The organism is Acinetobacter sp. SFD (assembly GCF_001647575.1).
Classification (GTDB): Bacteria; Pseudomonadota; Gammaproteobacteria; order Pseudomonadales; family Moraxellaceae; genus Acinetobacter; species Acinetobacter pecorum.
Map to the genome: position 1 here is coordinate 141,659 of NZ_LSZJ01000015.1, position 17,832 is coordinate 159,490.

General features: G+C 44.9%; 15 protein-coding genes. 13 read left to right on the forward strand and 2 right to left on the reverse strand.

Going from position 1 to position 17,832, the window contains the following annotated elements; genetic code table 11:
• The 8 genes from AY605_RS12885 to AY605_RS12920 all read left to right on the forward strand — a co-directional run.
• On the forward strand, nucleotides 1–315 hold a 315-nt coding region (locus AY605_RS12885), incomplete at its 5' end, for a class II aldolase/adducin family protein (RefSeq protein WP_171254975.1).
• Nucleotides 312–1,235, forward strand: coding sequence for a 2-hydroxyacid dehydrogenase (locus AY605_RS12890; RefSeq protein WP_064096777.1), 924 nt, complete (start codon nucleotides 312–314; stop codon nucleotides 1,233–1,235). The genes AY605_RS12885 and AY605_RS12890, both read left to right, overlap by 4 nt.
• A 36-nt stretch (nucleotides 1,236–1,271) precedes the next feature.
• On the forward strand, nucleotides 1,272–2,060 hold the full coding sequence (locus tag AY605_RS12895) for an enoyl-CoA hydratase-related protein (RefSeq protein ID WP_081406375.1): 789 nt from the start codon (nucleotides 1,272–1,274) through the stop codon (nucleotides 2,058–2,060).
• 11 nt (nucleotides 2,061–2,071) lie between these two features.
• Complete coding sequence (locus tag AY605_RS12900; protein WP_064096779.1) at nucleotides 2,072–3,052, forward strand: NAD(P)H-dependent flavin oxidoreductase; 981 nt, start codon at nucleotides 2,072–2,074, stop codon at nucleotides 3,050–3,052.
• Nucleotides 3,053–3,264: 212 nt separating this feature from the next.
• Nucleotides 3,265–5,067: an acyl-CoA dehydrogenase C-terminal domain-containing protein gene (locus tag AY605_RS12905; protein ID WP_064096780.1), complete on the forward strand. Its 1,803-nt coding sequence runs from the start codon at nucleotides 3,265–3,267 to the stop codon at nucleotides 5,065–5,067.
• A gap of 129 nt (nucleotides 5,068–5,196) precedes the next feature.
• Entirely contained in the window at nucleotides 5,197–6,036 is an 840-nt protein-coding gene (locus AY605_RS12910) for an alpha/beta fold hydrolase (protein WP_064096781.1), read from the forward strand.
• A 12-nt stretch (nucleotides 6,037–6,048) separates the two neighbouring features.
• On the forward strand, nucleotides 6,049–7,545 hold the full coding sequence (locus AY605_RS12915) for a flavin-containing monooxygenase (RefSeq protein ID WP_064096782.1): 1,497 nt from the start codon (nucleotides 6,049–6,051) through the stop codon (nucleotides 7,543–7,545).
• A 75-nt stretch (nucleotides 7,546–7,620) separates the two neighbouring features.
• Nucleotides 7,621–9,303, forward strand: a complete 1,683-nt coding sequence (locus tag AY605_RS12920; protein ID WP_064096783.1) for an AMP-binding protein — start codon at nucleotides 7,621–7,623, stop codon at nucleotides 9,301–9,303.
• A 70-nt stretch (nucleotides 9,304–9,373) separates the two neighbouring features.
• Here AY605_RS12920 and AY605_RS12925 read toward each other — a convergent pair whose 3' ends face one another.
• The gene (locus AY605_RS12925; RefSeq protein WP_064096784.1) at nucleotides 9,374–10,597 is read right to left on the reverse strand and encodes a CaiB/BaiF CoA transferase family protein; all 1,224 of its coding nucleotides are present in this window, start codon (nucleotides 10,595–10,597) and stop codon (nucleotides 9,374–9,376) included.
• A 358-nt stretch (nucleotides 10,598–10,955) separates the two neighbouring features.
• On the opposite strand from AY605_RS12925, the gene AY605_RS12930 reads away from it, so the two are divergent.
• Nucleotides 10,956–12,227 carry an MFS transporter gene (locus AY605_RS12930; protein ID WP_064096785.1) on the forward strand — a complete coding sequence of 424 codons (1,272 nt, stop codon included), beginning with the start codon at nucleotides 10,956–10,958 and terminating at the stop codon, nucleotides 12,225–12,227.
• A 75-nt stretch (nucleotides 12,228–12,302) separates the two neighbouring features.
• On the opposite strand, the gene AY605_RS12935 is transcribed toward AY605_RS12930, so the two are convergent.
• Nucleotides 12,303–12,794, reverse strand: coding sequence for a MarR family winged helix-turn-helix transcriptional regulator (locus AY605_RS12935; RefSeq protein ID WP_064096841.1), 492 nt, complete (start codon nucleotides 12,792–12,794; stop codon nucleotides 12,303–12,305).
• A gap of 503 nt (nucleotides 12,795–13,297) precedes the next feature.
• Here AY605_RS12935 and badH point away from each other — a divergent pair.
• The 4 genes from badH (at nucleotide 13,298) to aliA (ending at nucleotide 17,806) form a co-directional block, all read left to right on the forward strand.
• The gene (gene badH / locus AY605_RS12940) at nucleotides 13,298–14,062 is read left to right on the forward strand and encodes a 2-hydroxycyclohexanecarboxyl-CoA dehydrogenase (RefSeq protein WP_064096786.1); all 765 of its coding nucleotides are present in this window, start codon (nucleotides 13,298–13,300) and stop codon (nucleotides 14,060–14,062) included.
• 75 nt (nucleotides 14,063–14,137) lie between these two features.
• Entirely contained in the window at nucleotides 14,138–14,920 is a 783-nt protein-coding gene (gene badI / locus AY605_RS12945; RefSeq protein WP_064096787.1) for a 2-ketocyclohexanecarboxyl-CoA hydrolase, read from the forward strand.
• A gap of 12 nt (nucleotides 14,921–14,932) precedes the next feature.
• On the forward strand, nucleotides 14,933–16,090 hold the full coding sequence (gene aliB, locus AY605_RS12950) for a cyclohexanecarboxyl-CoA dehydrogenase (RefSeq protein ID WP_064096788.1): 1,158 nt from the start codon (nucleotides 14,933–14,935) through the stop codon (nucleotides 16,088–16,090).
• Nucleotides 16,091–16,138: 48 nt separating this feature from the next.
• Nucleotides 16,139–17,806 carry a cyclohexanecarboxylate-CoA ligase gene (aliA, locus tag AY605_RS12955; protein ID WP_064096789.1) on the forward strand — a complete coding sequence of 556 codons (1,668 nt, stop codon included), beginning with the start codon at nucleotides 16,139–16,141 and terminating at the stop codon, nucleotides 17,804–17,806.
• Nucleotides 17,807–17,832: the final 26 nt, after the last annotated feature.

Genomic DNA, 17,832 nt, shown 5'->3' on the forward strand with positions numbered 1-17,832 from the left:
TTGTCAACAGATGAACAGGAACGCCTGATTGAGGACCTAGGCGGCCATCGCGCCATGATTTTACGCAATCACGGACTTTTAACGGCTGGCGAAACGATTGCACGGGCTTTTCATGAAATCTATTTTCTGGAGCGTGCCTGTCAGGCGCAGGTGAAGGCCTTAAGTGGCGGTGCCGAACTGCATTATCCAAGTGAAGATGTACGAATTAAAACTGCCAAGCAGTTCGCCAGTCCTTTAGTTGAACCGATTTTACAGCGTGCCTGGCAGGCTGCGTTATCCCTGATTGAGCATCAATATACGGAGTATGCATCATGATTGTGATATCCAGTACTGTGCCGAATATTGAAGCCATTCTGGTGAAGTCTTTTCAGAAATATGCGCCTGAGGGCAGTTTTTGTACACTGGACAGCCCGGAAGCTGAACAGGCGACCACAGCAGCTTCGTGGTTTCCAGATCTGGAAAAACTCCGGCAACTTCCAGAACTTGGTCTGATTCATTCGATTGCTGCAGGAGTCGAACATTTAAATTTAAACGAGATTAGAGCTGACCAGTCAGTCTGCCGGGTACTGGATCCACATCATCAAAAGGGCATGTTTGATTATCTGCTTTGGGGTGTGCTGTATTTTCAGCGTTATTTTGACCGCATGATCCAGCAGCAAAAGCAGCAGCTATGGAAACAGTATCGTCAAAGTTATAGTCATCATATCCAGATCGGGATTATGGGCCTTGGCCATATGGGTGGTTATGTGGCAAAACGTTTTGCCGACATGGGCTATCAGGTGTCTGGATGGTCCAATTCCCCAAAAGAGATTGCTCAGGTCAAAAGCTATGTAGGCCAAGAACAGCTTTCCGAGTTTTTGGCCCATAGCCAGATTTTGATTAATTTAATGCCTTTAACTGCAGACAATACTGGCATCTTATCTGAACAGCTATTTAAAAAATTACCCGACCAAGCTGCTCTTATTCAGGTGGGGCGTGGGCAGCATTTAATCGAGCAGGATCTACTCAATGCACTGGATTCCGGCCAGTTACGTGGTGCAATTGTCGACGTATTTGAAGAGGAGCCATTAGCTGCTGAACATCCATTCTGGCAGCATGAAAAGATCGTTGTTACACCACATGTCGCCTCACATGCGCCCATGTCTGTGGTGGTGGAACAGATTCTGGAAAATGACCGACGCTTAAATCTCGGGCTGGATTTATGCCATCAGGTAGATGTCAATAAAGGCTATTAATTGTAGGGATACAGGCAAAAAATAAGGAAATTGATGATGTGGGAAACGATTCAAACTCAGGTTCAGCAAGGCGTCGCAACCTTAAGCTTTAACCGCCCGGATTCACTCAACAGTTTTAACCGGCAAATGCATGAGGAAGTGCAGCAGGTGCTGAAAAACTGGAATACAGATCCGGATATTCGGGTGATTGTGATTCGCGGTAATGGCCGGGCGTTTTCAGCGGGACAGGATTTAAAAGAACGTGCTGGACAGCTCGGCAATGTGCCTTTGCCACCGCAAGGCTCACTGGCCAAATACTATAATCCCTTGATTAACCTGATCCGCCAGAGTCCCAAACCGGTAATCGCAGCAGTAAATGGTGTGGCTGCCGGTGCAGGTGCCAATATCGCACTGGCCTGTGATCTGGTCATTGCCAAGGAAAGTGCCCGATTTATTCAGGCTTTTTCTAAAATTGGCTTGATTCCTGATGCAGGTGGCACCTGGATGTTGCCACGTTTAATCGGTTATGCACGTGCCATGGCACTCACTTTTCTGGGGGAACCGGTGCATGCCAAAGAGGCCGCTGAAATGGGCATGATCTGGAAAATGCTTCCAGATATAGAATTTGATGCTTATATCGACGACATTGCACAGCGATTAGCTCAACAGCCGACCTATGCACTGGCTTTAACCAAACAGGCCTTGCAACGCAGTGCTGAAAATAACATGGACCAGCAACTGGAGCTGGAACAAAACCTGCAATATCTGGCTCTGAGCAGTCAGGACTACAAAGAAGGTGTACAGGCCTTTGTCGAAAAACGCCCCGCACAATTTACCGGACGCTAAGGAGAGCATTCATGAAAATTCAAACGCGTATTACCGAGCTTTTAGGCATTCGCTATCCGATTATTCAAGGCGGCATGATGTGGGTTGGTACCGCAGAAATGGCCAGTGCTGTATCTAATGCTGGTGGCTTGGGAACATTAACGGCATTGACTCAACCGACGCCTGAAGCCCTGGTCAAGGAAATTGCACGCTGCCGAGAAATGACCGATCAGCCTTTTGCAGTCAATCTGACTTTATTGCCCGCTGTAAATCCGCCGCCATATGCAGAATACCGACAGGCGATCATTGAAAGCGGTATCAAGATCGTAGAAACAGCAGGCAACAAGCCTCATGAACATATTGAGGCATTTAAGCAACATGGCATTATTGTCATTCATAAATGTACTTCCGTTCGTCATGCGCTTTCAGCACAAAGAATTGGTGCGGATGTTATTTCGATTGATGGTTTTGAATGTGCGGGCCATCCGGGTGAAGACGATATTCCTGGCCTGATTTTAATTCCTGCCGCTGCTGATCAGCTCACTGTGCCGATTGTGGCCAGTGGCGGTTTTGCTGATGGCCGTGGTCTGGTCGCAGCTTTGGCTTTAGGTGCTGAAGGCATCAATATGGGTACACGCTTTTGTGCCACTCAGGAAGCGCCGATCCATCCAAACATCAAGCAGTTCTATGTCGATAATGATGAAAGGGCGACACATCTGCTGTATCGACAGTTCAGGAATACCGCCCGTGTTGCCAAAAATGCAGTATCTGATCTAGTGGTTAAAATGAGTGAAGATCCAGATCTGGAATTTGAACAGATTCGTCCCTATGTCAGTGGCCTAAAAGGCAAGCTTGCTTTAGAAAATGGCGATATTGATGCAGGCGTACTGACTGCAGGCCAAGTGATGGGATTGATTCATGACATTCCGACTTGTCAGGCGCTGATCGATAATATCATGCAGGAAGCAGAGCAAATTGTTCAGCAACGTTTAGCTCAATTTTTTCCACGTTAATCAACTTTAGGGCAGTCGCTGAATAGAAAAGCCATTCCATCATGAATGGCTTTTTTTTCATCCTGTATAATTTTTATTTTTAAATGGGAAATTTCATCGAATGACTAGATTTTATTCTTTAAATTATATTATAGTGGATTTAAAACATAATTTCGTATTATGAAATTAATTGTCACAAATATACAAATTAGAACTCATACAAGGGAATTACGATGAGAAATTATATTGCGCCATTAAAAGACATGAAGTTTGTCCTAAAAGACCTGTTAAACGTTGAACAGAAATATCAGGGCTATGCAAAATTCGCTGACAAGGTTTCTATGGATATTATGGAGCAATATCTGGAAGTTGCTGCGGACTTTTGCCAAAACGAACTTCTACCGATTAATGCGATAGGCGACCAGCAGGGTTGCCGTTTGCAGGATGGTGTCGTAACTACTCCAGATGGGTTTAAAGCGGCTTATGACAAATATGTAGAACTTGGCTTTACCTCTTTAACCGGTGATGAACAATATGGCGGTCAGGGCTTCCCAACTTTATACCGGATTGCTATTTCTGAAATTATCACTGCAACTAACTGGTCGTGGGGGATGTACCCAGGCCTGTCCCATGGTGCCATGCGTACTTTAGAGCACCACGGTAGTGATGAACAGAAACAGAAGTTTCTGGTACCTTTAATTGCAGGTCGCTGGACTGGAACCATGTGCTTGACTGAATCTCATGCCGGTTCTGACCTAGGTTTAATCCGTACCAAAGCAGTGCCAAATGAAGACGGCAGTTACAGCCTCAGTGGTGAGAAAATCTTTATCTCAGCCGGTGAACATGATCTGGCTGAAAATATCGTGCATATCGTACTGGCACGTTTGCCAGATGCACCTGCGGGAACCAAGGGTATTTCGCTGTTTATTGTGCCGAAATACAATCTGGATGAAGCTGGCAATGTAGCTTCCCGTAATGGTGTGGTGTGTAGCGCCATTGAACACAAGATGGGCATTCACGGCAATGCGACCTGTGTGCTGAATTTTGATAATGCCAAAGGTTTCCTGATTGGGCCTGAAAATCGCGGCCTGAACTGCATGTTTACCTTTATGAACTCGGCACGTATCGGTACAGCCATTCAAGGCTTGGCAGCAGCAGAATCTTCTTATCAGGGGGCATTGGCTTATGCCAAAGACCGTCTGGCGATGCGTTCACTTGAAGGTGCAAAAGCGCCAGGCCAGCCTGCAGATCCGATTATCGTACATCCGGCAGTACGTAACATGCTTCTGACTCAAAAGGTGTTTGCAGAAGGTTCACGTGCACTTGCATATTATCTGGCGACCTATGCCGATATTGCTGAAGCCACTGACAGCCCGGAAGAAAAGAAAGCAGCTGAAGACCGTCTGGCATTATTAACCCCAATTGCCAAAGCATTAATGACTGAAACTGGCATAGAAGCGGCTAAACATGGTATGCAGATTTTCGGTGGTCACGGTTATATAGCTGAACATGGCATGGAACAGATTGCCCGTGATGCACGTATTGCCAGCCTCTATGAAGGAACCACTGAAATTCAGTCTATCGATTTACTGGCGCGTAAAGTTCTAGGTTCAAAACTGGGTCTGCTGACCGCATTAACCGATGAAATCCAAGCTTATGTGAAAGAGCACCAACAACATGTCCAGTTCAGCCAGCAAGTTGCACAAGTCAGCCAGTTGACTGAACAATGGCTGGAATTAACCAGAACCATTCAGGAGCAAGCTCAACAGTCTGCCAATGAAATTGGGGCAGCATCAGTTGACTACCTATATTTCTCTGGTTATGTCGTGTCCGCTTATCTGTGGCTGAAAATGGCAATTACTGCGCAGCAGAAAATTGAAGAAGGCAATACTGATCCGTTCTATGCAGCCAAGATCAAAACGGCACAATTCTTCTTTGCACGTATTTTGCCAAGAACTTCAACCCACTTTGCCAATATTCAGGCGGGTGGTGAAAGCCTGTTTTTACTTGAACCTGAAGAGTTCAAATTTGATTAAACCTTTTGACCCACGATACTCGTGTCGTGGGTCTTTTTTTAATAATTTTTGCATCTTCACTCCATTCAAATATTGAGATTTATTTTCGGGTGTTGAATAAACCATAAAACAACAAGATCAGGAGTCTATATGGATTTAGACATGATTACTCGACAGTTTCCTTATGCTGACCTGCAGCTTACTTTTCATGAAGTCGGACAGCGTTCTGCATTTCCCACCATTATTCTGATTCATGGCACCGGTGGAAATACCGACAAGCATTTCAGCTATATTTTTCCTATGCTGGGTATTCATCAGCGGGTTTTATCCATTGATTTGCATACCCCCGATAAAGCTGATCTAAAGGTGACTGATTTTAGCCAGCAGGTTGAAGCGCTGATTCAACATGTAGTTGCAGAAGATGAAACCATTACAGTGGTAGGCTATTCACTCGGTGCCGTGATTGCTGCACAAGTAGCAGCCAGTTTAAAACAGCGCATAGCGCGTTTGATCCTGTTAGCCGGTTGGGCCAAGACCAGCTCGGTGCAACAACTGCGTACGGTTATCTGGCAGCAATTATTTACTGAACAATCTGCGGCCTTGCCTCATTTTGTCAATTATTGCCTGTATAGCGATGATTATCTGTCTGCACGAAGCGAACAGCAGGTGTTGGATCTGGCACGTTTTGTTAAACCATCCCAGGATGCAGCCAAACAGCGTGAACTGAATTATCGCATTGATATTACATCGATCTTGCCTGAGATTCGTGCAGAGACGTTGATTGTGGCTTGCCGTGAAGACCGCATGGTGCCTGTAGCGCAAGCAAAACTGCTGTTTGCTTCAATTTTGAACAGTCGCTATATCGAAATTTCTTCAGGACATGCACTCAATATCGAAGCGCCAGCCGAAGTGGTGCAACTGGTAAACCAGTTTAGCCAGCATCCAGAACAGTATACTGCGAACCAAAAAATCCAGCCTTATATGCCTTAAAGGAGATAAATAATGCAAGCTCAAGGACAGCGCAGCAAGATTCTAATTGTAGGCAGTGGTTTTGGTGGATTAGGCATGGCAATCCGCCTTAAGCAGCAGGGCATCCACGATTTCAAAATCATTGAACGTGCAGCAGAAGTGGGCGGCACCTGGCGTGACAATACCTATCCCGGGGTCGCCTGTGATGTACCTTCCCATTTATATTCTTTCTCTTTTATTAAAAATCCGGACTGGTCTCGGGTCTTTCCGCAAGGAGCAGAAATCCAGCGTTATTTAATTCAATGCTGTGATCAGGAAAAGATCCGGCCACATATCGATTTTCATACCCAACTGGAAAAGGCCAGCTGGAATGCACGAGAGCGCATCTGGGAAATTCAAACCGCTACAGGTTTGTATCAGGCTGAGATCTTAATTACCGCAACCGGGCATCTGGCAGATGAGCATCTCCCACAAATTCCTGGGCTGGAAGAATTTGAAGGCCAGGTGATGCATTCTGCGCGCTGGAATCACGAAGTGAATCTGGAAAATCAGCGTGTCGTTGTGGTGGGTTCAGGGGCTTCGGCCATCCAGCTTGTACCGGAAATTGCCAAAACAGCAAAAAGTCTGACAGTATTGCAACGCAGTGCACCGTATATCTTGCCGCGACCAGACCGACCTTATTCTGAGTCAGAAAAACAGCTTTTCCGCAAAGATCCGGACAGTATGTCAGCCTTAAGACATTCCTTGTTCTGGGGTAATGAATACAATTTTGCCCAGCGCCGTAATCTGAAAAGCCAGATTGAGCGGGTCAAGAAAAACTGCCTGCAATTCCTAAAACATCAGATTTCAGATCCTGAATTACAGCAGAAACTCACACCGAATTATGAACCAGGCTGCAAGCGTTTATTGCTGTCTAATGATTATTATCCAACCTTTTTAAAACCGCATGTCACACTTGAAGACTCAGCTTTGGCCGAAATTACAAAAGACGGTGTAATCAGTAAGTCCGGTAATAAGTTTCCTGCAGATATCGTCGTCTTTGCTACCGGATTTGAAGCAGCACGACCACCTTATGCAGCAAAGGTCATGGGTAAACAGGGTTTAAGTCTGGAACAGCAATGGTCCAGCGGTATGCAGGGTTATCAGTCAACGACCGTACACAACTTTCCAAACCTGTTCATCCTGAATGGGCCAAATACAGGCAGTGGGCATAATTCAGCGCTTTATTTTCTGGAAACCCAGTTTGATCTGGTGCTGGATGCCTTGCAGTTTTTTGAGCAGCAACAGATTCAGGTCTTTGAAGCAGATCAAGAAGCTGAAAATAGCTATATGCAGGAGCTACAGCAGCTTTCCCAAGGTAGTGTCTGGTTATCGGAAAGCTGTAAAAGCTGGTATCTGGACCCGGTCAGTCGCAAGCTGACTTTGGTCTGGCCAGATTATGCTCATTCATTTAGGGATAAAAATCAGCATTTTATTCGTAGCAGTTATCACTACCAGTATGTTGAATCGAAACAGCAGAAAGTTGTTTAAAATATTTAATTAAAATCAAAATCTTATGGTTTAAATAATACAAAATAATTGTAAATCCAGGACAGGAGTATAGTCATGAGCAGTCAGCCATGGATGGAAGAATATAAAAAGTGGAATATCAATCCGGAGTTTACCCGGCCAGATCCTGAGAAAACGCTGAGCACGACAATTGCTGAGAATTTGGTGAAATTTCAGGATAAAACCGCATTTATTTATCTGGATCGTAAATTCAGCTATCACGATATCGATATGTATAGCCAGAAACTGGCAAGCTATTTACAGAGTCTTGGGCTGACTGCTGGCAGCCGTATTGCCGTGATGTTACCCAATATTATTCAGTATCCAATTGCGACCTTTGCCATTATTCGTGCCGGTTATGTGCTGGTCAATGTCAATCCCATGTACACCCAGCGCGAGCTCTATCATCAGCTACAGGATTCAGGTGCAGAAGCCTTGATTATCCTGGGGCAGACTTTGGAGCAATTAATAACATTAGATAAATGCCCTGAACTCAAGTATGTCATTTCAACGCATCCGCTGGATTTTATTCAAGAGCAGCCAAGTGCTATTTATAGTCAGGCAGCACAATATCCGGATAAACAGTTTTCTGACTTTAGACAGGCAATAAATCAGGTAGAGATTATTGATTTTGCACCGCCTGTACAGCATCAGGAAGATACGGTCATTCTGCAATACACGGGAGGAACCACAGGTGTTTCTAAAGGCGCAGAACTGAGCCATCGCAATATTTTATTTAATATCGCCCAGAACAGTACCGTATTTATCAGTCATTTTACTGACCGCTATGCCGCTGAAAATGAATATGTATTCTGTGCCTTGCCGCTGTATCACATTTATGGATTTACCATCTGCCTGTTCAGTTATGGTTTAAGCCGTGGTTTCGCCAATGTCTTGATTCCAAATCCGAGAGATCTGGATGCTTTGGCGGATCAATACCAGAAACATCCACCCACTGTTTTCCCCGGGGTGAATACCATGTTTAATGCCTTGGCGCATCATTCACGTTTTCGTGAACTCGATCACTCACGCCTGAAAACCACAACCGGCGGAGGGGCATCTATTCTGAAAAATACGGCTGAGTTATGGCATGAGGTCACAGGCTGCCAGATTTATGAGGGTTATGGACTTTCTGAAACATCACCGACTGCAACTTTTAACCCGCCTTTAAGCCGGCGATTTAGTGGCACGATTGGCTTGCCATTGGCAGGGACTGAAATTCTGATTCTGAATGATGAAGGAAAACCTGTAGAGCTTAATCAGGCTGGAGAAATCGCCATACGTGGTCCACAGGTGATGAAAGGATACTGGCAGCAATCCGAAGCAACAGCACAGGTATTTACCAAAGATGGATTCTTCCTGACAGGTGATATCGGTTGTATGGACGAACAAGGCTATATCACCATTCTGGACCGAAAAAAAGACATGATTCTGGTATCCGGATTTAATGTTTATCCCAATGAGCTGGAAGGCGTACTGTCCAGACATCCTAAAATACTGGAATGTGCAGTGATTGGTATTGATGATGAAAAATCTGGACAGGTACCCAAGGCATTTATTGTGAAACAGGATGAAAATCTGACCCAAGATGAAGTCATGACTTATCTGAGGCAGCAACTGACCAGTTATAAACTGCCCAAATACATTGAGTTTGTGGCTGGATTGCCAAAGTCAACAGTAGGCAAAATTCTGCGTCGTGAACTGCCTCGTACTGTTCAGCCGAGTGACAAAGCCTGCTAAGGAATAATCTAATTCATTAGATTTAAAATAAAAAAGGAATCGAAAGATTTCTTTTTTACTGCTTGCAGGCTTATCGCTGCTGGATGACTTTTTTGCTTTTTAGTTCTTCCATTTCAACAGGGCTTAAATATTGACTCAAAATGGCATCGGTATCTTCACCCAGACAAGGTGGGGCCTTTTTATATTCTACCGGTGTCTTGGAGAGTTTAATCGGTGAACCGATTGAGGTGTAATCTTCACGTAAGGTATGCGGCATCTGAATCACCATATCGCGTGCCAATACCTGTTCTTCTTGCAAAGTCTGTTTCAGGTCATTGATCATTCCTACCGGTACTTTAACCGCATGGATTAAATCCACCCAGGTTTTTGCAGGTCGAGTATAGAAATGAGCCTGTAGAACTGTGGTCAGTTCTTCACGATGTGTAACACGTCCTGAATTTTTCAAGAAGCGAGGATCTTCTGCCACCTTAGCCAGACCAACGGCCTGACACAAAGCTTGAAATTGCAGATCGTTGCCACAGGCAATAATAAATTCACCTTCCTGGGCTTTAAACACCTGATAGGGCACAATATTGGCATGCGCATTTCCAAAGCGACCGGGGACTTTGCCTGAGGTGAGATAATTCATGGCCAGAACAGAGAGGGAAGCTACCTGAGTATCTAACAGTGCCATATCAATATACTGACCTTCACCGGTTTTCTCACGGGACAACAAAGCCGCCTGAATGGCAATTGCGGCATATAAGCCGGTGGTCAAATCGGAAAAGGCCAGACCTGCTTTTTGCGGGCCACCACCGGGCAGGTCATCACGTTCGCCAGTGACACTCATCATGCCGCCCATTCCCTGAACGATAAAATCATAGCCCGGCTCTTGCGCACGCGGACCGTTCTGGCCAAAACCGGTAATAGAACAATATACCAGTCGCGGATTTAGCTGACTTAGACTTTCATAATCCAGCCCGTATCGTTTCAACGAACCGGCTTTATAGTTTTCAATGACTACATCGCTTTGTTCAGCAAGTTTTTTGATAATACTTTGACCTTCAGGTGTAGATAAATCGATTGCAACCGAATGCTTGCCACGGTTGGCTGACAGGTAATAAGCCGATTCATGGGTATCTTGCTGCTGATTGTTTTTAAGCCAGGGTGGTCCCCAGATACGGGTATCATCCCCATGATCCGGTTTTTCAATCTTGATCACTTCTGCACCCAGATCAGCCAGAATCTGGCTACACCAAGGCCCAGCCAAAATCCGGCTTAAATCCAGTACACGAAATCCTGTTAAGGCACCCATTATTACGCTCCCTGCTCGATCTTATTCAAATGACATATCGTTCTTATCCCTCTATTTAAAGCTATATGAAAATGAAAGAACAATCAACTTTATGATAATAAATTTCGCATAACAAAATAAAACATCTAAAATGATTGAATATTCATCTTATTTTCTTTAGCCTGATGCACATATAAGCATGAATGAGGAACAGGAGCTAACTGATAACAAGGAAAAAGGGATCTCCCAGACAAGATTAAAAAAGGAGTCAATCAGGTGAATTAAAAAAGGATTAGCCTTAAAGCATATTCATTAGCGGAATAGCTTTAAATATAAAAAGATCATGAAAACCTAAGGATAGGAAAACAGAGATTTAAATATGACGGATTTAGCTAGAGAATTAGAAAAGATTAAACCTACGACCAAACGAACCCAGCAAATTGCTTTTATTTTCGCCTTTCTGGCTTTACTGGTAGATGGCGCTGACATGTTGCTGTTGTCTTTCAGTTTAAATAGCCTGAAAGCAGAGTTTGGTCTCAGTAATCTGCAGGCGGGTACACTAGGCAGTTTTACCTTAGCAGGTATGGCGATTGGTGGCTTTATAGGTGGCTGGGCCTGTGACCATCTGGGCCGTGTACGTACCGTAGTCATTTCGATTCTGGTATTTTCCATATTGACCGCAGCCTTAGGCTTTGCACAAAACTTTGAACAATTTGCTGTTTTACGCTTTCTGTCTGCTTTCGGTATTGGCTCTTTATATATTGCAGCCAATACGCTCATGGCTGAATATGTTCCAACTGAATATCGCACCACGGTTTTAGGTACCTTACAGGCAGGATGGACCGTCGGTTATATTGTGGCCACTGTACTGGCAGGCTGGATCATTCCGGAATATGGCTGGCGAACCCTGTTTTTTATTGCCATTATTCCCTCGGTTATGGCGATTTTTATCCAGAAACTGGTTCCTGAGCCAGAATCCTGGCAGCGTGCACGTTTGCAGCGTCTATATGCCCCAGCTGAAATCACAGCACAGCAACCCGCCAAAAAAAGCACAGTCAAAGAGATTTTCGCGGATCCTGCGAATCGCAGAATGTTTATTTTATGGATCTTCACGGCCGGTTTTCTGCAATTTGGCTACTATGGGGTAAACAACTGGATGCCGGCATATCTGGAATCTGAATTGCACATGAATTTTAAATCCATGGCCGGCTATATGATTGGTACTTATGTGGCGATGATTTTCGGCAAAATTCTAGCGGGCTTTGCCGCAGACCGTCTGGGTAGACGCGCTGTCTTTGCGTTTGGAGCAATTGGAACGGCGATTTTCCTGCCCGTGATTGTGCTATTCAATACCCCAGATAACATTGCCTATCTGCTGATTTTCTTTGGCTTCCTGTATGGCATTCCATATGCGATTAATGCCACTTATATGACAGAAAGCTTCGCCACCTCGATTCGTGGTACTGCAGTAGGCGGTGCTTATAATGCAGGCCGTATTGGCGCCATGTTTGCACCTGCGATTATTGGTGCTGCAGCCAGCGGTGGTTCAATTGGCCTAGGCTTTCTGATTATGGGCGGTGCCTATTTCTTGTGTGGAGCAGTGTCCGGGATTTTCATCAAGGACCGTCAATACGATCCACAAAAGGCATAATTTCAACTTCAAAAAAAGAGCCTGAATACAGGCTCTTTTATTATATTCATCAATTAAAGCTGTATTTCTATTTGTTTATTCCTGATCTGTTTCTTTATGCAGATGAATACTTTTTAAACCATCATTTACTTTATTGAGCAGATGAATCAGTGTAATCACATCATCAAAAGCCAGCTTATTTAAGGCCTGACCATAAAAATCAAAGAAATCAGCTTGCAAATTGTCCCATGTTTCCAAGCCTTCAGCCGTCAGCGCAACAATTTTAGCGCGGCGGTCCTGTTCGCTAATGACCCGCTCCACCAGACCATCACGTTCCAGCCGTTTTAATACTGCGTCCAGGTTTTGCCGGCTCACCCCGAGATATTCAGTCAGATCAGAAAAGGACATTCCTGATTTAACTTTTGGACGGGACAAAGCACCCAGTACTGCCCAATGCACTGGGGATATTTTCAGCTCATTGAGGCATTTTCGGTCCAGGCTATTGCCCACCTGAAACAGCCGGAAAAAAAGCCGGTTATGAGCAGAGTATAAGGATTGATCATATTTTTTTGACAAAGTATCACTCACAATATTGGACATCCTCAAAACTGAAATAGCCGAGCCGCGCAGAGTATAGCCTAGCGCTTTTTCGCACAAATCAGTTTCTATTATAATTTGTTTTAAAAATCATAGTGTTTTTGCAGAAATTTTCCTATTTAAATTCTGAGTCAATCAGTTTTATGGTTTGGAAATCTCTCTTTTTCTCCTCACTTCCATTGCGCTCACTCGTCAAATATCTAAGGTTTTCTTCCTAATTTTAAAGGAATAAATTATCTGTCATGCAAAAGACATAATTTGGCCCTAGAGTGAAGTCGGATTCAAATTAATCTAAAGCCAAAAACCAATATAGGTCAATACATTGAATAAATAAAAATATTAAGTTAATGATAAATATATAAATAATAATTTATAAATATTATTTTATGTAAATATGTTGACATAAATTCAATCTCTTTCTATTTTAGATAAAACACACTGAATTAAAACAACAGCCGATTAAATTCGACAACAAAATAGCGTAAGGATGAGCAATGAAAGGATTAAAAGACAAGGTTGTGATTGTGACAGGCGGAGCAGGCGGAATTGGTTCAGCCACCTGCCGACGTCTGGCAGAGGAAGGCGCCAAAGTCGCCATTTTTGATATGAATCTGGAAGCGGCTGAAAAGCTGGCGAATGAAATCAATCAATACGGTCAGGCACTGGCAATTCAGTGTGATATTACCCAAAGTGATGTGGTTGAGCAGGCGGTTCAAAAAACAGAAACTGAACTCGGTCCAATTGATGGACTGGTCAACAATGCCGGCTGGGATATTTTTAAACCTTTTGTTAAAACCAATCCGCAGGAATGGGAAAAACTGATACAGATTAATCTGGTCGGTATGCTGAATATGCATTTTGCAGTGCTGAAAGGCATGGTGGAACGCAATTCCGGCAGCATTGTCAATATTGCTTCTGACGCAGCCCGGGTCGGTTCTTCAGGTGAAGCAGTCTATGCGGCCTGTAAAGGCGGCTTGTTATCTTTCTCTAAAACGCTGGCACGTGAGCATTCACGTCATAACATCAAAATTAATGTGATTTGCCCGGGACCCACCGATACGGCTTTGCTTGCAGGCGTGACTGAAGGCGCATCAAATCCGGAAAAATTACGTGAAGCCTTTATTCGTGCCATTCCACTGGGTCGCTTGGGTCAACCGGATGATTTGGCTTCTGCCATTGCCTTTTTCTTGAGTGATGACGCTAGCTTTATTACCGGGCAGGTACTCAGTGTCTCTGGCGGTTTAACCATGAACGGTTAAACGGACATCATCATTAAATCTCATAACAATCACAGTTCAACCAGATCGATAAAAACAGTACAGGATGTAAAGAAAATGAATTTTGAAGATATCTTATATGAAGTTAAAAACGGTGTTGCCTGGATCACGATTAACCGTCCAGAAAAAATGAATGCCTTCCGTGGCACCACCTGTGACGAACTGATCAAGGCATTGAATAAATCGGGCTATGACCGTAACGTGGGCGCAATTGTGCTGGCAGGCGCGGGTGAGAAAGCTTTCTGTACCGGTGGTGACCAGTCCGCGCATGATGGCAATTATGATGGCCGTGGCACGATTGGCTTGCCGATGGAAGAATTGCATACCGCCATCCGTGATGTACCTAAACCGGTAATTGCACGCGTACAAGGCTATGCCATTGGCGGTGGCAATGTGCTGGCAACCATTTGTGATTTGACCATCTGTTCAGACAAAGCCATTTTTGGCCAGGTTGGTCCAAAAATGGGATCGGTTGATCCGGGCTATGGTACGGCATTTTTAGCGCGTGTGGTAGGTGAGAAGAAAGCCCGTGAAATCTGGTATATGTGCCGTCGTTATTCTGGGCAGGAAGCTGTGGAAATGGGTTTGGCGAATAAATGCGTGCCTGCCGATCAACTGGATGCAGAAGTCCAGGCCTGGGCTGAAGAAATCTGTCAGCGTAGTCCGACTGCCATAGCAATTGCCAAACGCAGTTTCAATATGGATACCGCACATCAGGCGGGTATTGCTGGTATGGGGATGTATGCGCTGAAACTTTATTATGATACTGAAGAGTCTCGAGAGGGAGTCAATGCACTGAAAGAAAAACGTCAGCCTGAATTCCGTAAATATGCCAAATAAGGAGACTGATCCATGAAAAAGAATCCTTATATCACTGAAGAACTCGAGTTTCTGGCAGAAACGGCAGAAAAATTTGCCCAGAAATATATTGCTCCCGGCTTTCTGGAACGCGACCAAAGCCGAGTCTTTGACCGTGATCTGGTCAAAAAGATGGGCGAAATGGGCTTTATTGCACCTGAACTTCCGGAACAGTACGGCGGTCAGGGCATGGGCCGACTGGCGGCTGGAATTATCCATGAAGCGATTGCCAAGGCGGATTTAAGTTTCTCCTATATCAACCTGCTTGCTTCCCTAAATGGGCAGATTCTGGCCGAACATGGTCAGCCTGAAGTGGTTGAGCCTTGGCTGAAAAAACTCACTGCAGGCGAGGCTATCTTTTCAATTGCCTTGACCGAGCCACGAGGCGGTTCTGATGCAGCGAATTTACGTTTAAAGATTGAACGTGATGGCGATGAATATGTCATTAATGGCGAAAAGACCTCAATTTCTGCAGCCGATCAGGCAGATGCTTCTGTAGTGTTTGGCCGTACTGGTGCCAATGAAGATGGTGCGCATGGCGTGACAGCGCTCTTGGTTCCGATGAATTTACCGGGCATCAGTACCACACGATTTGACTGTCATGGTCAGCGCACCATTGGTCGCGGTTCAATCTTCTTTGACAATGTTCGTGTGCCAGTCAATCACCGTCTAGGGGATGAAAACAAAGGTTTTGTGCAGGTGATGCAGGGCTTTGATTTTTCTCGTGCTCTGATCGGTTTACAGGTTTTGGCCGTTGCCCGGGTGAGTCTGGATGAAGCTTGGGAATATGCTGCCCAACGTGAAGCTTTTGGTCAGCCATTGACTGCTTTTCAGGGAGTTTCGCATCCACTCGCGGAATACGAAACTCAGGTTGAAGCTGCACGCTTACTTTGCCTGCAAACCTTATGGCTGAAAGACAATCATCTCCCACATACCTCTGAAGCGGGCATGTGTAAATGGTGGGGGCCAAAACTGGCCTATGATGTGATTCATCAATGTCTGCTGACTTTTGGCCATGCCGGTTATGACCGTGGTGTGATGGAACAGCGGATGCGGGATGTACTCGGTTTCCAGATTGGCGATGGAACAGCACAAATCATGAAAACCATTATTGCGCGGCATAAGGCAGGACGTAAGGCTGTACCAGCTTAAGGAAAATAAGCACAGGCCTGAACTAAAATTATAATGAGGAGTAAGCGAATGGATTTCGATGCGGTTCTGATCCCGGCCAGAAAAGAGGCCATGCTTAAACAGGGATACTGGTTAAATCAAACGATTCTTGATTTTTTACGTAGTGCCGTAGAAAAGAATCCGGACAAAATAGCGTTGGTAAGCGTTAAGGTTGAGAATCAAACTGAACAGACTTTCAGCTATCAGCAGCTTTGGGACATGACCAATAACATTGCGCTGGGTCTGAAACAGCTGGGTGTAGCAAAAAATGACGTGGTGTCTTGCCAGCTACCGAACTGGTGGGAACTTACCTTGCTTTACCTGGCTTGTAGCCGTATCGGTGCCGTGCTCAATCCGCTTATGCCGATCTTCCGTGAACGTGAACTGGAATTCATGCTCAAACATGGTGAATCCAAAGTTTTTGTTGTACCGAAAATGTTCCGCAATTTTAATCATGAACAGCTGGCCAATCAGCTGCAAAACAAACTGGAAAGCTTGAAGCATGTAGTGGTGGTCAATGGTGAAGGCGAAAATAATTTTGATCGCCTGTTGCTCAATCATGGACTGGAACAAGATGCTTCAGCAGTTGCTGCGCTGGATGGACTGGAATCTGGCCCGGATGACATTACCCAACTGATCTTTACCTCAGGCACGACCGGTGAACCGAAAGGGGTGATGCATACCGCCAATACTTTATTTTCCAATATTGTGCCTTATGCGAAGCGGCTACATTTAACTGAAAATGATGTGGTGTTAATGGCGTCACCTATGGCGCACCAGACCGGTTTTATGTATGGCCTGATGATGCCAATTCAGCTGAATACCAAAGTGGTGTTACAGGATGTCTGGGACGTAGCCAAAGCCGTAGATTTGATTCATCAGCATCAGGTGAATTTCACCATGGCCTCGACCCCATTCTTGAATGACCTGTCCAATACCGTGGCGGAACAGCATGACAAGGTTGATTCACTGAAAATTTTCCTGTGTGCCGGCGCACCCATTCCAGGTCCATTGGTGCAAAAAGCCCGGGAAATTCTGGGTGTTAAAGTCATATCAGCCTGGGGTATGACTGAATGTGGTGCGGTGACGCTAACCCGACCTAAAGATGAAGATGAGCGCTCTTTCAATACTGATGGCATCGCTTTACCAGGTGTAGAAATCAAGATCGTGGATAAAAAAGGTCAGAGCAAAGCCCTGAATGAATCCGGTCGTTTGATGATCCGTACCTGTTCAAATTTTGGCGGATATCTAAAACGCCCCCATTTAAATGATACAGATGCCGAAGGTTGGTTCGATACTGGCGATATTGCCTATCAGGACGAGCAGGGCTATATCCGGATTTGTGGACGTAAGAAAGATGTGATTATTCGGGGCGGGGAAAATATTCCGGTCGCAGAAATTGAATCATTGCTGTATAAACATCCGAATATTGCAACAGTGGCTTTAGTGGCTTATGCAGATGAGCGAATGGGCGAGCGTGCCTGTGCAATCATCAAGCTGAAAGATCCGGCTCAACCTTTGAGCTTCAATGAACTGGTAGAGTTCCTGAAAACCCATAATCTGACTATGCAATATCTTCCAGAACGTTTGGAGATCTGGGCTGAAATTCCGATGACGCCATCCGGGAAAATCCAGAAATTTAAACTCAGAGAATTACTGGCTCAGCATATTGCCTCAACGGCAGTTGAAGCGAACTAAATCTGGGAATAAATAGATAAATTAAA

What these genes read in the sequence shown, in the direction of transcription:
- AY605_RS12905 (WP_064096780.1), top strand. Translation starts at nt 3,265, where the DNA reads ATGAGAAATTATATTGCGCCATTAAAAGACATGAAGTTTGTCCTAAAA.
- AY605_RS12890 (WP_064096777.1), top strand. Translation starts at nt 312, where the DNA reads ATGATTGTGATATCCAGTACTGTGCCGAATATTGAAGCCATTCTGGTG.
- AY605_RS12895 (WP_081406375.1), top strand. Translation starts at nt 1,272, where the DNA reads ATGTGGGAAACGATTCAAACTCAGGTTCAGCAAGGCGTCGCAACCTTA.
- AY605_RS12900 (WP_064096779.1), top strand. Translation starts at nt 2,072, where the DNA reads ATGAAAATTCAAACGCGTATTACCGAGCTTTTAGGCATTCGCTATCCG.
- AY605_RS12925 (WP_064096784.1), bottom strand. Translation starts at nt 10,597, where the DNA reads ATGGGTGCCTTAACAGGATTTCGTGTACTGGATTTAAGCCGGATTTTG.
- badI (WP_064096787.1), top strand. Translation starts at nt 14,138, where the DNA reads ATGAATTTTGAAGATATCTTATATGAAGTTAAAAACGGTGTTGCCTGG.
- badH (WP_064096786.1), top strand. Translation starts at nt 13,298, where the DNA reads ATGAAAGGATTAAAAGACAAGGTTGTGATTGTGACAGGCGGAGCAGGC.
- aliA (WP_064096789.1), top strand. Translation starts at nt 16,139, where the DNA reads ATGGATTTCGATGCGGTTCTGATCCCGGCCAGAAAAGAGGCCATGCTT.
- aliB (WP_064096788.1), top strand. Translation starts at nt 14,933, where the DNA reads ATGAAAAAGAATCCTTATATCACTGAAGAACTCGAGTTTCTGGCAGAA.
- AY605_RS12915 (WP_064096782.1), top strand. Translation starts at nt 6,049, where the DNA reads ATGCAAGCTCAAGGACAGCGCAGCAAGATTCTAATTGTAGGCAGTGGT.
- AY605_RS12920 (WP_064096783.1), top strand. Translation starts at nt 7,621, where the DNA reads ATGAGCAGTCAGCCATGGATGGAAGAATATAAAAAGTGGAATATCAAT.
- AY605_RS12930 (WP_064096785.1), top strand. Translation starts at nt 10,956, where the DNA reads ATGACGGATTTAGCTAGAGAATTAGAAAAGATTAAACCTACGACCAAA.
- AY605_RS12910 (WP_064096781.1), top strand. Translation starts at nt 5,197, where the DNA reads ATGGATTTAGACATGATTACTCGACAGTTTCCTTATGCTGACCTGCAG.